Origin of the sequence: Sphingomonas morindae, assembly GCF_023822065.1 — a bacterium.
GTDB classification, from domain to species: Bacteria; Pseudomonadota; Alphaproteobacteria; order Sphingomonadales; family Sphingomonadaceae; genus Solisphingomonas; species Solisphingomonas morindae.
Genome location: NZ_CP084930.1, coordinates 1,553,321 through 1,567,412 on the forward strand (window position 1 = coordinate 1,553,321; position 14,092 = coordinate 1,567,412).

Annotated in this window: 15 protein-coding genes, 1 tRNA gene and 1 riboswitch; of the genes, 4 read left to right on the plus strand and 12 right to left on the minus strand. The window is 71.7% G+C overall.

All coding sequences use genetic code 11. The features are described 5' to 3' along the window. Positions 1-256: 256 nt before the first annotated feature. Positions 257-859 carry a LolA family protein gene (locus LHA26_RS07585; RefSeq protein WP_252168106.1) on the minus strand — a complete coding sequence of 201 codons (603 nt, stop codon included), beginning with the start codon at positions 857-859 and terminating at the stop codon, positions 257-259. 210 nt (positions 860-1,069) lie between these two features. On the opposite strand from LHA26_RS07585, the gene LHA26_RS07590 reads away from it, so the two are divergent. Next, positions 1,070-1,474, plus strand: coding sequence for a winged helix DNA-binding protein (locus LHA26_RS07590; protein WP_437441240.1), 405 nt, complete (start codon positions 1,070-1,072; stop codon positions 1,472-1,474). On the opposite strand, the gene LHA26_RS07595 is transcribed toward LHA26_RS07590, so the two are convergent. Further along, entirely contained in the window at positions 1,461-1,625 is a 165-nt protein-coding gene (locus tag LHA26_RS07595) for a hypothetical protein (RefSeq protein WP_252168107.1), read from the minus strand. The two genes, LHA26_RS07590 and LHA26_RS07595, sit on opposite strands and share 14 nt — an antisense overlap. A 100-nt stretch (positions 1,626-1,725) precedes the next feature. After that, positions 1,726-4,119 carry an FtsK/SpoIIIE family DNA translocase gene (locus LHA26_RS07600; protein WP_252168108.1) on the minus strand — a complete coding sequence of 798 codons (2,394 nt, stop codon included), beginning with the start codon at positions 4,117-4,119 and terminating at the stop codon, positions 1,726-1,728. A gap of 158 nt (positions 4,120-4,277) precedes the next feature. On the opposite strand from LHA26_RS07600, the gene LHA26_RS07605 reads away from it, so the two are divergent. After that, positions 4,278-5,492 (plus strand): UbiH/UbiF/VisC/COQ6 family ubiquinone biosynthesis hydroxylase, encoded by a 1,215-nt coding sequence (locus LHA26_RS07605; protein WP_252168109.1) that lies wholly within the window; start codon positions 4,278-4,280, stop codon positions 5,490-5,492. Positions 5,493-5,534: 42 nt separating this feature from the next. Here the strand turns inward: LHA26_RS07605 and LHA26_RS07610 are convergent, their stop codons facing one another. The 5 genes from LHA26_RS07610 to LHA26_RS07630 form a co-directional block, all read right to left on the minus strand. Beyond that, positions 5,535-5,942: a glycine zipper 2TM domain-containing protein gene (locus tag LHA26_RS07610; protein ID WP_252168110.1), complete on the minus strand. Its 408-nt coding sequence runs from the start codon at positions 5,940-5,942 to the stop codon at positions 5,535-5,537. 113 nt (positions 5,943-6,055) lie between these two features. After that, positions 6,056-7,234, minus strand: coding sequence for a M48 family metalloprotease (locus LHA26_RS07615; RefSeq protein WP_252168111.1), 1,179 nt, complete (start codon positions 7,232-7,234; stop codon positions 6,056-6,058). An 86-nt stretch (positions 7,235-7,320) separates the two neighbouring features. Beyond that, positions 7,321-7,515: a Trm112 family protein gene (locus LHA26_RS07620; RefSeq protein WP_252168112.1), complete on the minus strand. Its 195-nt coding sequence runs from the start codon at positions 7,513-7,515 to the stop codon at positions 7,321-7,323. Next, entirely contained in the window at positions 7,512-8,129 is a 618-nt protein-coding gene (locus LHA26_RS07625; RefSeq protein WP_252168113.1) for an LON peptidase substrate-binding domain-containing protein, read from the minus strand. Before LHA26_RS07625 ends, LHA26_RS07620 begins: the two co-directional genes overlap by 4 nt. Before the next feature lie 18 nt (positions 8,130-8,147). Further along, positions 8,148-9,059 carry a tetratricopeptide repeat protein gene (locus LHA26_RS07630; protein WP_252168319.1) on the minus strand — a complete coding sequence of 304 codons (912 nt, stop codon included), beginning with the start codon at positions 9,057-9,059 and terminating at the stop codon, positions 8,148-8,150. A 154-nt stretch (positions 9,060-9,213) separates the two neighbouring features. On the opposite strand from LHA26_RS07630, the gene LHA26_RS07635 reads away from it, so the two are divergent. Beyond that, positions 9,214-9,288 (plus strand) — tRNA-Gly (locus LHA26_RS07635). A gap of 64 nt (positions 9,289-9,352) precedes the next feature. On the opposite strand, the gene LHA26_RS07640 is transcribed toward LHA26_RS07635, so the two are convergent. The 4 genes from LHA26_RS07640 to cobU all read right to left on the minus strand — a co-directional run bounded on the left by LHA26_RS07640 (position 9,353) and on the right by cobU (position 11,797). After that, on the minus strand, positions 9,353-10,051 hold the full coding sequence (locus LHA26_RS07640; RefSeq protein WP_252168114.1) for an MOSC domain-containing protein: 699 nt from the start codon (positions 10,049-10,051) through the stop codon (positions 9,353-9,355). Next, positions 10,048-10,779 (minus strand): glutamine amidotransferase, encoded by a 732-nt coding sequence (locus tag LHA26_RS07645; RefSeq protein ID WP_252168115.1) that lies wholly within the window; start codon positions 10,777-10,779, stop codon positions 10,048-10,050. Before LHA26_RS07645 ends, LHA26_RS07640 begins: the two co-directional genes overlap by 4 nt. Positions 10,780-10,842: 63 nt before the next feature. Next, positions 10,843-11,211: a hypothetical protein gene (locus LHA26_RS07650; protein ID WP_252168116.1), complete on the minus strand. Its 369-nt coding sequence runs from the start codon at positions 11,209-11,211 to the stop codon at positions 10,843-10,845. A 67-nt stretch (positions 11,212-11,278) separates the two neighbouring features. Then, on the minus strand, positions 11,279-11,797 hold the full coding sequence (gene cobU, locus LHA26_RS07655; RefSeq protein ID WP_252168320.1) for a bifunctional adenosylcobinamide kinase/adenosylcobinamide-phosphate guanylyltransferase: 519 nt from the start codon (positions 11,795-11,797) through the stop codon (positions 11,279-11,281). Between the two features lie 25 nt (positions 11,798-11,822). Further along, positions 11,823-12,023: riboswitch (cobalamin riboswitch) on the plus strand. 125 nt (positions 12,024-12,148) lie between these two features. Between cobU and LHA26_RS07660 the strand changes: the two genes are divergently transcribed. Continuing rightward, the gene (locus tag LHA26_RS07660) at positions 12,149-14,092 is read left to right on the plus strand and encodes a TonB-dependent receptor plug domain-containing protein (RefSeq protein ID WP_252168117.1); all 1,944 of its coding nucleotides are present in this window, start codon (positions 12,149-12,151) and stop codon (positions 14,090-14,092) included.

The window sequence follows — 14,092 nt, forward strand, 5'->3', positions numbered from 1 at the left end:
GATGTAGCTTGCCGCTCCCGGCTTCGCCAGCATCCCGCAACAGAAAGGCCCTCGCTCCGGGGGCATGGAGCGAGGGCCGACCTAGCGTTCGTCACGCAGGCGGTCACGGGGTGGGAAAGCCGGATAACAGGGGGAATTCCGGCTGGCCCCGCGACCACGGACAGGAACTAGACCCGGCTTGCTGTCGCCAATATGAACAGTCAGCCTTGATCTAGTTACAAAAATCGCCTCATCGGCAGCAATTCACGGCTCGTCGTCAGTGCCGCGGCCCCTGCGGGCGCGGATCGGTCCAGCGGAAGGCGCTGTCGGGAATGGGCACGTTGAAGCGCGCATGGCTTAGCCGCACCGTGGTGCGGTTGTTCTGCGCGTCGAGCACCGTCCAGCCTTCCAGGCTCAGCCCCGCCGGCGCCGTGGCGTCGCGGCGGAAGGCGACGGTGATGGTGCCATATTCGCGATGCTTGGGATCGCGCCCCTCGATCAGCAGCTCGTTCGGATTGCCCGAAGGCACCGTCTTCACCACCCCGGCGGTGTCGCGATCGGGGTCGAGCAGCAGCGCCAGCGGCGTCTTGCCGATCGGCCACCGCGTCACCTGCCGCACCTGATAATCGATCATCGTCAGCGCCTTGCCGTCGCCCACCACGAGCAGCGGCACGCCCTTCTCATATTGGAAGCGGATCCGCCCCGGGCGCGACAGCTGGAGCGTGCCCGAAAGCGTGCGGCCATTTTTGTCGGTCTGGGTGAAGTCGGCGGTCATCGTCTTCACCGCGCGCAGATGCTGCTGCACGGGCGCGAGATCGGGCTGCGCGGCCGCGATCAGCAGCGGCGCGGCGAACAGCGGGAGGGACAGGCGAAAGGACATCGGCAACTCCAAATCGTAAAGGGCGCCCTGTCGCACCCGCTTTGAACCGGGTGTGAACCCTCCCTGTCCTTCTGCGATCCGCTCCGGCGAGGCGGCCGTAAAATTCGTCCGATTTGGCGAATATCGGCGTTCCGTGCGGCGAAAGCGTTTCAGGTCCCGAACAATTGCTGCCAGAAGAAGCCGCTTGTATGCGTAGGCCTGGGGGCGAGAGTGGGACAGCAGCGCCAGGACGCGCCGCGGGGTGGCAGTGACGCGGGGACAGACAGCGATGTCGGCGTTCGACGCCTCGCCTTGGCCGAGCATGTGCTCGCCACGCGGCGCGCGCGCCAGCGCTTCCTGCCGACCGATCTGTTCGCCGATCCGGCATGGGACATGATGCTCGATCTCTACGTCGCCCGCGCGCGGCAGGTACGCGTCGGCGTGTCGAGCCTGTGCATCGCTTCCGCCGTTCCGCAGACGACCGCCTTGCGCTGGATCAAGGCTTTGACCGAGCGCGGCCTGATCGAGCGGCAGCATGATCCGGTGGATCGGCGGCGCATCTATGTGGCGTTGAGCGAACAGGCGGTGGCCCGGATGAACGGCCTGTTCGATACGCTTCCGCCTATTGCGGGCTGAAGCCGGCCTCGACGCCGCCGATCGAATCGCGCAGCCGCTCGATCACCAGCGAGAGATGCGCCGACAGCACGGTTTCACCCAGTTCCAGAAGCAGCTCGTCCGCCGTGATCAACAGGCTCAGGCAATAGCGCGCCTTACCGTCCCTACCCATTCCATGCCCCTCGTCCCATACGCCTGAAAGGGGCGTGCGGCCGGCGTGCTTAGAGTTGCGCCGGCTCCGGCTCAATAGCGCTAAAATACTATATTCCCTCTTAAACTGATTGACCGTCTCGATCGATCAGCACCTCGCGCCGGCCCACATGGTCGGGGCTGCCCACCTTGCCCTCGCGCTCCATCCGCTCGATCAGCCGCGCCGCCGAATTATAGCCGATCCGCAGCTGCCGCTGGACATAGCTGGTCGAGGCCTTTTGCGATTCGGCCACCACCTGCACCGCCTTGCGGTAGAGCGCGGCGTCGGGCGAATCGTCGTCGGCCGGGGCGCCGTCCAGCGCGAAGCCGCCATCCTCGGGCTCCTCGGTCACCGCCGAGATATAGTCGGGCTTGCCCTGTCCGCGCCAATGGTCGGCGATCGCGCGCACCTCCTCGTCGCTGACAAAGGGGCCATGGACGCGGGCGATCTGCTTGCCGCCGGGCATGTACAGCATGTCGCCCTTGCCGAGCAGCTGCTCGGCCCCCTGCTCGCCCAGAATGGTGCGCGAGTCGATCTTGGAGGTCACCGAAAAGCTGATCCGCGTCGGCAGGTTCGCCTTGATGACGCCGGTGATGACATCCACCGAGGGGCGCTGCGTCGCCATGATGAGGTGGATGCCGGCGGCGCGCGCCTTCTGCGCCAGCCGCTGGATGAGGAATTCCACCTCCTTGCCCGCCGTCATCATCAGGTCGGCCAGCTCGTCGACGATCACCACGATCTGCGGCAGCGCCTCGAAATCCAGCTCCTCCTCCTCGTACAGGGGATGGCCGCTCTCGGCGTCATAGCCCGTCTGCACGCGGCGGCCGAGCCGCTGGCCCTTGGCCTTGGCCAGCCGCACCTTGTCGTTGAAGGAGGCGAGGCTGCGCACGCCCACCGAGGCCATCATGCGGTAGCGCTCCTCCATCTGCTCCACCGCCCATTTCAGCGCGCGCACCGCCTTGGCGGGCTCGGTCACGACCGGCGAGAGAAGATGGGGGATGTCGTCATAGATGCTGAGTTCCAGCATCTTGGGATCGATCATGATCATCCGGCACTGGTCCGGCGTCAGCCGGTACAGCAGCGACAGGATCATGCAGTTGAGCCCCACCGATTTGCCCGAGCCGGTGGTGCCCGCCACCAGCAGATGCGGCATCGGCGCCAGATCGGCGATCACCGGATCGCCCTGGATATTCTTGCCGAGGATGATCGGCAGCTGCGCGGCATGGTCGGCATAGGCCTGGCTCGCCACCAGCTCGGAGAGCATCACCGCCTCGCGCCGCGCATTGGGCAGCTCGATGCCGATCACGGTGCGGCCCGCGATGGTGGCGACGCGCGCCGACAGCGCCGACATGTTGCGCGCGATATCGTCGGCCAGCGCGATCACCCGGCTCGCCTTGATCCCGGGCGCGGGCTCTAGCTCGTACATGGTGACGACCGGGCCCGGGCGCACCTCCACGATATTGCCCTTCACATGGAAGTCGTCGAGCACCGTCTCCAGCAGCCGGGCATTGCGCTCCAGCGCCGCCTTGTCGATCGCGGGGCCGCTGCTCTCGGGCACGGGCGCCAGCAGGTCGAGCGGCGGCAGCCGATATTTGTCGCGCAGGTCGAGCGAGGATTGGCGCTCGCCGTCGGTGCGGCGGGTCGCGGTGGCGGGGCCGCGCTCGGCGATCACGGGCGGCTTGGCGGCGGGCTTGGCGGCGTCGCGCGCGGGGCGGATCGCCGGCGCGGGGCGGCTGGTGTCGGCCTCGTCGGGCTCCTCGTCATCCTCGGCCCAGGGCAGGTCGGCGCCGTCCGCCATGTCCGCGTCCGCCTCGCCCTCCCAGGCCGCGCCGCCCCGGCCGCCGCGCCGCGCCACCCGCGCCAGCGGGCGCGCGGAGGCGATGCCGGCGCGCGCCAGCCAGTCGCGCTCGTCGGCCTCCAGGCCGATCGCCTTCAGCCACAGGCCCAGCCCGCCAAGGCCGGTGAGCAGGATCGCCGCCCAGCGCAGCGGCGCCGCCATGCCCGCGCCGCCGAGCGCGGCGATGCCGCGTCCGATCAGGCTCGCGCCGCCCAGGCCCAGCGCGCCGCCCCAGCCCGCCGGCAGCACCAGCGAGGTCTGATCGTGGAACAGGGCGGCGGCGGTGCCGGCCAGCGCCATCGCCACCAGCGTCAGCAGCAGCGCGCGGCCCCAGCGCCCCGAATCGCGGCCGCGCATCAGCCGCAGCCCAGGCACCAGCATGATCGGGATCAGCGCCAGCGCCGCCGGCCCGAACAGCGTCAGCGCGGCATCGGCGGCGAGCGCGCCGGGCGTGCCGATCCAGTTGGTGATCGGCCCGCCGGCGGCGGTGTTGATCGCCGGATCGGTGCGCGCATAGCTGGCGAGCGCCGCCGCGAAGAGCAGCGCCAGGCCGATGATGGTGGCGCCCAGCGCCGCCGCGCCGCCGCGCGCCGCCGCCGCCCCGGCCCGCTCCCGCCATGCCGGCGTCTTGCCTGCCATGCTCGTCGCCATGCCCGTCCCGTCCGCTCTTGCTGCCCGTCTCGCCTCGGTCGTGCCCTAAATGTTCCTACAGTTCAACCGCGCCTCGGGCGAGCCGAAGGTGGCGGCGGCGGGTTCGAGGCGCTAAGGCGACGGCGGATCTACGAAAGGCGAATGCGGTGGAAGCGCGAAGCGACGTCATCATCCTGGGAGCCGGGCTGGTCGGCTGCGCCCTGGCGGTGGCGCTGGCGCACAACGGGATCAGCAGCGCGCTGGTCGATCCCGCCCCGCTCGACGCGGTCCGCGATCTCCGCGCCGATGGCCGCGCCACCGCGGTCGCCAGCAGCTCGTGGCGGCTGATGGAGGCGATCGGCGTCGCCCCCCGGCTGCTGCCCCACGCCAATCCGATCGAGCGCATCGAGGTGGGCGAGCAGGGCGTCCGCAACCTGCTCGCCTTCCAGCCCGATCTCGAGAATGACGGGCCGCTCGGCCAGATGGTCGAGAACCGGATCATGCGCGTCGCGCTGCGCGAGGCCGCCGCCGAGGCCGAGGGCGTCACCCTCTTCACCCCCGCCCGCCCCGTCGCGGTGGAGCGGGATGCGGCGGGGGTGCGCGTCACGCTCGATACCGGCCAGCACCTGTCGGGCGCGCTGCTGATCGGCGCCGAGGGCCGCGCCTCGCCGACGCGCGAGCAGGCGGGCATTCCGGTGGCGCGCTGGCGCTACGATCATCGCGGCATGATCGGCATGCTCGATCACGAGCAGCACCACCGCAACACGGCGCACGAGCTTTTCTATCCCGCCGGCCCCTTCGCGCTGCTGCCGATGCGCGGCGGCCATCGGTCGGCGCTCGTCTGGACGGTGGAGGAGCGCGATGCCGATGCCCTTCTCTCGCTCAGCCCGCGCGCCTTCGTCGCCGAGGCCGAGAAGCGGCTGGACGGGCTGCTCGGCCGCATCACCCTCGCCTCCCCGCTCTCGAGCTACCCGCTCGGCTATCACCGCACCGCGCAGCTCACGGCGGAGCGGCTGGCGCTGGTCGGCGATGCCGGCCACGGCATCCACCCGATCGCGGGCCAGGGCGTCAATCTCGGCTTCCGCGATGTCGCGGCGCTGGCGGAGGTGCTGGTGGAGGGCGCACGGCTCGGGCTCGATCTCGGCGATGCCACGCTGCTCGCCCGCTATGATCGCTGGCGCGGGCTGGACAGCTTCATGGTCGCCGCCGCCACCGACGGCTTTGTGCGCCTGTTCGGCATCGGCGGATCGGCGGCCAGCCGCGTGCGCCGCCTCGGCGTCCGCATGGTCGAGCGGATCTCGCCGCTCAAGGATTTCTTCATGGCCGAGGCGCGCGGCGAAACCGGCGCGCTCCCCCGGCTGCTACAGGGCCAGCCGCTCTAGGCGGGGCGCGGGGCCGGATCGCTCCGGTCCCGCGCGCGTCCCTCAGCAATTATTGCCCGACCGCTCGATCGCCCGGCCCGCCAGCGCGCCCGCGCCGCCGCCCAGCACCGTGCCCAGCGTGCGGTCGCCATAGCCCGCCAGGCCATTGCCAAGCAGGCCGCCCGCGATCGCGCCGATCACCGCGCCGGTCGTGCCATCGCGGTGGCAGCGATAGCGATAGTCGGACCGGCGATAATAGCCGCCACCCCGGTCATAGCCGCCGCGCGCATAATAGCCGCGATCATAGGCGCCGCGCCCGTCATAGGCGCGCCGGTCATAGCCACGATCGCCGTAATAGCCCTGGTCATAGCCATAGCCGCCCCAGCCGGGCTGCGCGATCGCCGCCGCGGGAACCGCCGCCGCCGCGACGCTGGCCGCCAGCGCCATGCCCATCATGATCTTGCGTGCCATCGTCCTGATCCTTTCCGCGACCTCTCTTGGTCGATGGTCCGGGTCTAGCGGAGTCGGGCTGAGGCCGGGCTGAATGGCCCGTGCAACGGCCGTTCATGTCGGCGCCGCCGCGATCAGCGGCCCACCTCGTCCGGATGCCGCGCCTTCCACAGCATCGCCGCATGAATCCGCCGCGCGACGCTCGGATGATCGTAGAAGAGCATCTCCTCGATCGGATTGGGCGTCGCCGCGCGATAGGCGATCGTCTTGACCAGCGCGCGCGAGAGGCCGTCGGGCTCGTGCGCCACCCGGAGTGAGAAGCGATCCGCGTCGCTTTCCTGGGTGCGCGTCCAGCCGTTCATCAGCGGCGTCGCGATCAGCCCCAGCGTCAGCGCCACCATCACCAGCACCGGCAGCCCGGCGGGATCGGCGATGCCGCCCAGCCCGCGCGCGCCCAGCAGCCGGGCGGCGGGCGCGAACAGCCGGTCGGTGCCCCAGAGCAGCGCGACCGCGATCAGGCTCATCACCAGCGCGCCGATCAGCGCGTGATAATGGCGGTAATGCCCCATCTCATGGCCCACCACGCCGCGCACCTCGGCGAGGTCGGCGCCCTGCTTGGTCATGGTGTCGCTCATCGCCACGCGCGCGGTGCCGAACAGGCCGGAGACATTGGCGGTGTAGCGCTCGGACTGTTTGGACCCGTCATAGACGAGGATCTTGTCCGAAGGCACGCCGGCGCGCTGCGCCAGCGCCACGATCGCGTCGCGCGTCGGTCCCGGCGGCGCGGGCCGGTAGCGGTTGAACAGGGGCTCGATGGCGACCGGCCCGATCACCAGCAGCACCACCACCATCGCGGCCACGACCAGGCCCGACCAGGCCCACCAGCGGCGCGGGGTGCGGCGCATCAGCGCGTAGACGGCGATGGCCACCAGGCTCAGCACCAGCGCCGAGATCGCGGTCGAGAGCAGCGCATCGCCCAGCCAGCCGCCAAAGCCCTGCGTGCTCAGCCCATAGGCGCGTTCGCGCGCCCATTGCGCATAGACGGCCCAGGGCAGGGTCAGCGCGAAGGCCGCTAGATAATAGACCAGCGCCACCAGCCAGGCGGCGCGATTGGGCCGCGCCGCGAAGCGGGTGCGCAGCCGCGCGAGCATGCCGCTCTTCAGGATCAGCCAGGCGGCGAGCATGTCCGCCGCCCAGTTCCACAAGATCAGCCATTCGCTGCCGCGTGTATAGGCGAGCGCCTTGGCATGGGCGGCGGCCGGCAGCGTCGCCAGATAGGCGGCTGTGGCGGCATCGGGATCAAAGGCGGTCACACCACGCAACTCCTCGCAAAGCGAAGAGCATAGCAGCGAAGCCGGGCGCGCCTAGCCGGCGCCGGCGCCGGGCGGGCGGGGCTAAGCTAAGCGGGGTCGGAGCGCGGCGGCAGCGGCCGCGCCGCCTCCACCAGCAGCACGGGCACGCCCGCCACGATCGGATAGGCGAGGCCCGCGGCGTCCGAGATCAGCAGTCCGGCGGCGGGCTCGTGGCGGAGCGGCGTGCGCGTCACGGGGCAGACCAGCACCGCCAGCAGCGCGGGATCGAAGCCGCCGCTCATTGCAGCGTGCCGCCTTCCTCATTGTCGCCCAGGCGGAAGAAGCGGAGCAGCTGGGCGACAAGCTCGGCGCGCTCCGCCAGCCCGGACGCCTCGAGCAGCGCCTGCTTGGTCGCGACATCGAAGGGGGCGACCTGCGCCACCGCGCTCACCAGCGATTCATCGTCCAGCCGGCTCACCGCGTCCCAGTCGATCACATAGCCGCGCTGCTCGGCGAAGCGCCGCGCCTCGCGCTCGATATCGGCGCGCAGCATCATCGCCAGCGTGCCGGCGTCGCCGGCATCGGCGGCGAAGCTGTCGGTATCGGCCTCGATCTGGCGGAAGGGCGTGGCGACATCGAGTTCGCGGAGCATGCGGAAGCGGGTGCGCCCCTCGAGGATCAGGTTGAAGCGGCCATCCTCCAGCGCCTGCACGTCGATGATGTGGCCGACACAGCCGACCTCGAACAGCGGCGGCCGCGCGCCCTCGCCGCGCGGCTGGATCATGCCGATGCGGCGGTCGCGCGCCATCGCGTCGCTGACGAGCGCGCGGTAGCGCGGCTCGAAAATGTGCAGCGGCAGGTGCGCGCGCGGAAAGAGCAGCGCGCCCGCCAGCGGGAAGATCGAGAGCCGGACCACCGGGCGCGCCGCTGCGGGTCAGGTGAAGAGGATCGCGGAGAGCCGGCGGCGCTGCGCCGACACCCAGGGATCCTCCAGCCCCACCGCCGCGAACAGGGTGAGCAGCTTGTCCTTGGCGGCGCCCTCGTTCCAGCCGCGATCGGCGGCGATGATGGCGAGCAGCGCATCGGCCGCGCCGTCGCGATCGCCCGCCGCCATCAGCGCCTGGGCGAGATCGAAGCGGCGGCCGAGATCCTCGGGCGCGGCATCGGCGGCGGCGCGCAGCTGCGCGATATCGCCCGCCGGACCGGCCTCGCGGGCAAGCGCCAGCGCCGCGCGCAGCTGCGCCAGCGCGGGATCCTTGGCCTTGGCCTCGGGCAGCGCGTCAATCGCCGCCTCGGCCTCGTCGACCCGGCCGAGCGCCAGCAGCGCGCGTCCGCGCGCGGCGACGGCGGCGGCGTCCTCGGGTGCCATCTCGGCGACCTGATCGAGAATGCCGAGCGCGCGCTCGGCATCGCCGGCGGCGAGCACCTCCTCGGCCATGGCGATGTAATCGGCCACTTCGGCGGCGAGATCGGCGCCCTCGCTTTGGATCGGCAATTGGGCGAGCAGCTGGTCGAGGATCCGGGTCAGCTGCCCCTCGGTCCGCGCCTGGCTGAGATCGGCGACGGGCTGGCCCTGGAACAGCGCATAGACCGTCGGGATCGACTGGACGCGGAACTGGGCCGCGATGAACTTGTCCTTGTCGACATCGATCTTGACCAGCTTCACGCCGCGATCGGCATAGGCCGCGCACACTTTCTCGATCACCGGACCGAGCTGTTTGCACGGGCCGCACCATTCGGCCCAGAAGTCGACGATGACGAGCTGGGTCATCGAGGGTTCCACCACGTCGCGCTTGAAGGCGTCCACCGCCGCCCGATCCGCCGCGCTCATCCCCAGGGTCGCCACTGTCATCCTCCGTCTGTTCGGCGGCCCTTATGTGGGCGCGCCGGGCCGCCTGCCAAGCCTTGCGTTTTTTCCTTCGAATCCTCTTGCGGTGCGAAAGGGTGCGGGCTAAGAGCGCCACCTCACCGCGGGGCAGCGCCTCGCGGCGGGCGCCAGAGCGGGCGTAGCTCAGGGGTAGAGCACAACCTTGCCAAGGTTGGGGTCGAGGGTTCGAATCCCTTCGCCCGCTCCAGTTTCCACATCCTCGCATCATCGCGGCCGATCCCGGCATCCGGGCCGGGCCGGTGCGCACGCGCTCAGCCGGGCTCCGCGTCGGGCCCCAGCAGCCGCGCCGTCCAATCCTCCACCCGTCCCGTCTCCAGCCGATAGGCGATGAGGCGGTGCCAGGGAGCGGGAAGATCGGGCACGGCCTGCAGCGCGCGCAGCGTGTCCCGGTCGTGCGGGGTGATGTAGAGCAGGCGCACCAGCCGCGCGATCGTCCAGTCGGGATCGCGGCGATCCACCCGCTCCAGCCGATCTTCGGGCGCGACCAGCCCCGGCTCCAGCACGCGATAATACCAGCCGGTGCGGCCGCAGGCCTGCACGCGACGCGCCATGTCGGGCTGGGCGAAGCGGCGGTTCAGCTTCCAGCAGGGCTGGCGCGCCTGGCTCACCTCGATCAGCGCGCCACCCAGGCGGAAGCGATCGCCCAGGGCCATGTCCGTCTCGACCAGCCCGCGCGTGGCGAGATTTTCGCCAAAGCCGCCCGCCCCGGCCAGCGCCGGCCGATCGCCGATCTCGTCGCGCCAGGCGGCGTAATGGTCGAGCGGATAGTGGTGGAGCGCCTTGTCCGCGCCGCCATGGTGGCGGCCATCGGCCTGCGCGTCGCCCTCCAGTCCCGCGGCGGAGAGCCAGAGCGGGCGCTCCACCGGCCGCTTGTCGATCGCGCTGGTCTGCCCGTCGCCGCCGAGCGGCCGCACCGCGCCCACCAGCAGCGCCGAGAGCGCCCAGCTCATGCCGGCAGCGCCGCGAGCCATTCGGCGAGCATCGCGTCGCCCGCCACGCGCAGCCCCGCGCCGTGGCGCGCCGCCTCGGCACGCAGCCGGCGCGGATCGATCCCGGCCGCCGCCAGCTCCGCCGCATGGCCGATCAGCCAGCGCTCGAAGGCGGCGCCGCACAGGATTTCCGGATGGAATTGCAGCCCCAATATCGCCGGGCCGAGCGCGAAGGCCTGGTTCGCGCAGGCGGGCGTCGCGGCCAGCCGCACGGCGCCTTCGGGGATGGCGAACATGTCGCCATGCCAATGCAGCATCGGCGTCTCGGCCAGGTGCCGCAACGGCGAGGCGCGGCCGGCGGGCGTGAGATCGAGCGGCGCGAAGCCGATCTCCTTGGCGCCCATGGGCGCCACCTCCGCACCCAGCGCGGCGGCGATCAGCTGCGCCCCCAGGCAGAGGCCGAGCAGCGGGCGCCGCGCCGCCAGCCGCGGCCGCAGCGCCGCCAGCACCTCGTCCAGCACCGGATAGGCGTCCGCCTCATAGACGCCGATCGGACCGCCCAGCACGATCACCAGCGCCGGCGCCAGCGGATCGGGGAGCAGCGGCCCGTCGCCGCCAACATCCCGGTAGCGCACCGCATAGCCCGCGGTCGCCAGCACCGGCGCGAAGCCGCCAAGATCCTCGAAGCCGAGAAAGCGCAGCGCCAGCGCCTCTCCGCGCGGCGCGTCGCCGCCTGTCGATCCGCTCATCCCCGCTCCACCCGGCTGTCTGGGGGACGATCCTAGCCCAAGCGCCGGCCCGGCCGCCACGGCCTAGTGGCGCGTGGCGCCGATGCCGAGCGGCGGGGCGGCGAGCCGCAGCGCGACGCGCAGCGGCCCCGCGCCGGCGGCGGCGGAGAGGCGCGCCGGATCGGCGAGCAGGGTGAGCAGCAGCGCCGCATCGTCCCAGCGGCCGGGGCGGCGCCGCTCGTCCAGCGTCCGGCCGAGCCAGGCCTCGGCGAGATCGAACAGGCTGTCCAGCAGCGGGGTGAGCATCTCGCAGCCGATCGGCGCGAGCAGGCCGAAGAGGCGCGGCTGGTGCGGCTGGCCCGCCTCGCGCGCCTCGCGGCGGCAGCGCAGCCCGGCGGTGATGAGCGCGGTGGCATCGGCCACGGGCGGCGGCGGCGCGGGGGACGGGGCCATGCGACTCTCCTCTCGCGGCCATTTTAGGGCCGCCGCAACCGGCCCTCAATATTCCGCATGGTCGAAGCTAGAGCGCGGTGGCGGGGTCGAGCCGCAGCAGCCGCCCGGCCACCACCAGAAAGGCGCGGTCGGCGCGCGCCGCCACCGCCTGGTTGAGCCGGCCGGCGGCGTCGCGGAAGTCGCGCCCGAGCCGGTGCGCGGGCACGATCCCGAGGCCGACCTCGTTGCTGACCAGATAGACGGGCGGCTCCGCCGCGCCCAGCGCCGCCAGCAGCGCGGCTTCGGCGGCGGCGAGATCATGCCCGGCGAGCAGGATGTTGGTGAGCCAGAGCGTGAGGCAATCGACCAGCACCGCGCCGCCCCGCGCGGCGTGCAGCGCCTCGGGCAGCGCGATCGGGCAGGCCAAAGTCTGCCAGCGCGGCCCGCGCCGCGCGCGGTGGTGCGCGATCCGCGCCGCCATCTCGTCGTCGCCCGCCTCGGCGGTGGCGCAATAGAGGAGCGGGCCGTCATGCCGCTCGGCCGCCTGTTCGGCGAGGCGGCTCTTGCCCGAGCGGGCGCCGCCCAGCAGCAGCGTGATCGTCCCCATCTTGTCTGCCATCCCATACGGCCCTAGAGGCGGCCGCGCGACAGGTTCCCAGAGATGGGATTGAAAGGGAAGCCGGAAGCGCCCCGCAGGGGTGGCCAGCCGGCGCTGCCCCCGCAACTGTACCCGGCGAGCCTCGCCCATTCTGGCCACTGGATCCTTGATCCGGGAAGGCCGGGCGCGGTGGAGACCCGGAAGCCAGGAGACCTGCCCGTCGCGGTTGTCCTTCGCGCGGACGGGGTGTGCCGGGCGATCGAGGGATGCTCCTCGCGTGACGACGGTCCTTGGGCGTGCGCCCGGCGGCCGGTCTGCCGGCTGCCGGATGCGGCGCCCGCAACGCGGGGGAATATCTTGGTGAAATTTATCGGTTTGTCGTCCGGCGTGGCGATGGTCGCGGCGGCGTTCGGCGGCATGGCCGCGCCCGCGCTCGGCCAGAGCGCGCAGTCGGGCGCCGCGCTCGGCGAGGCTGCGGCCGCGGGCGGCGACATCCTCGTCACCGCCGGCCGCGCGCTGCAGCCGCGCGCGCAGACGGGCCAGGCGGTGACGGTGCTCGACACGGAGGAGATCACCACCCGCCAATCGGTGCTCGTCGCCGATCTGCTGCGCCAGACGCCGGGCGTGGAGGTCACGCGCAATGGCGGCGTGGGCACGACCAGCGCAGTGACGATCCGCGGCGCCGAGAGCGACCAGACCGTGGCGCTGATCGACGGCATCAAGCTCAACGATCCCTCCGCGCCCGGCGGCGGCTTCGACTTCGGCGGCCTGCTCGTCGGCAATATCGCGCGCATCGAGATCGTCCGCGGCGCCCAGTCGGTGCTGTGGGGCAATCAGGCGATCGGCGGCGTCATCAACCTCATCACCCGCCAGCCCGGCGAGACGCTGAGCATCAACGCCCGCGCCGAGGGCGGCAGCTACGGCACCGGCCAGATCTTCGCCAATGTCTCGGGCCGCCAGGGCCCCGTCGCCGCCAGCCTGGGCGCCGGCTTCTACCGGACCGACGGCATCTCCGCCTTCGCCGGCGGCCGCGAGCCAGATGGCTATCGCAACCATTCGGCCAACGGCAATGTCACCGTCACCCTCAGCCCCACGCTGAGCATCGATCTGCGCGGCTTCTACGCCGATGGCCGCACCGATATCGATGGCTTCCCGCCACCGGACTATGTCTTCGCCGATACGCGCGAGCGCAGCTGGCAGCGCCAGTGGATCGGCTATGGCGGCGTCAACCTCGCACTGTTCGACGGCCGGCTGCGCAACCGGCTGGGCTTCGCGCGGACCGACACGCGGCGCCACAATCGCGATCCCGACAGCGTGCCCGACGAGACCTTCCGCGCCCATGGCCGGACCAGCCGGATCGACTATCAGGGCGTGCTCGACATCCGCACCGGCGTGCAGGCGACGTTCGGCGCCGAGCGCGAGGTGAGCCGCTTCACCTCCGCCAGCGGCGGCCCCGCCATCGCCGGGCGGACGCGGCTGTTCAGCGGCTATGGCCAGCTCGCGCTCACCCCGCTTTCGGGGCTCACCCTCACCGGCGGCGTGCGGCATGACGATCACAACCGGTTCGGCGGCGCCACCACCGGATCGGCCAGCGCGGCGTGGAGCCCCAATGGCGGCGCGACGGTGCTGCGCGGCAGCTATTCCGAAGGCTTCAAGGCGCCGACGCCCTATCAGCTGGGTAGCGAATACGGCAATGTGGCGCTCCGCCCCGAACGCTCGCGCGGCTGGGACGGCGGCATCGAGCAGCGCGCGCTCGGCGGCGCGGCGGTGGCGAGCGCCACCTGGTTCCACCGGCTTTCGCGCGATCTCATCACCTTCGTCTCGTGCGACACGCCCTTGACCGGGATCTGCGCCGATCGCCCGTTCGGCACCTATGACAATGTCGCGCGGGCGCGGGCGCAGGGCGTGGAGCTGGCGCTGGCGCTCACCCCGGTCGAGGCGTTCACGCTGCGCTGGAGCTATACCTATCTCGATGCGCGCGACCGCACGCCCGGCGCCGGCTTCGGCCGGCGGCTGGCGCGGCGGCCGAGCAACACGGGCGCGCTCAATGCCGATTATCGCTGGCGCTTCGGCCTGGCGCTGGGCGCCACGCTGACCATGGCCGGCGCGAGCTTCGACGATGCCGCCAACAGCCGCCGGCTCAAGGGCTACAGCCTTGTCGATCTGCGCGCCGCCTATCCGCTCGGCCGGCATGTCGAGCTATATGGCCGGATCGAGAATCTGTTCGACGCGCGCTATCAGACGGTCTTCCAATACGGCCAGGCCGGCCGCGCCGCCTATGGCGGCGTGCGGCTGCGCTACTGA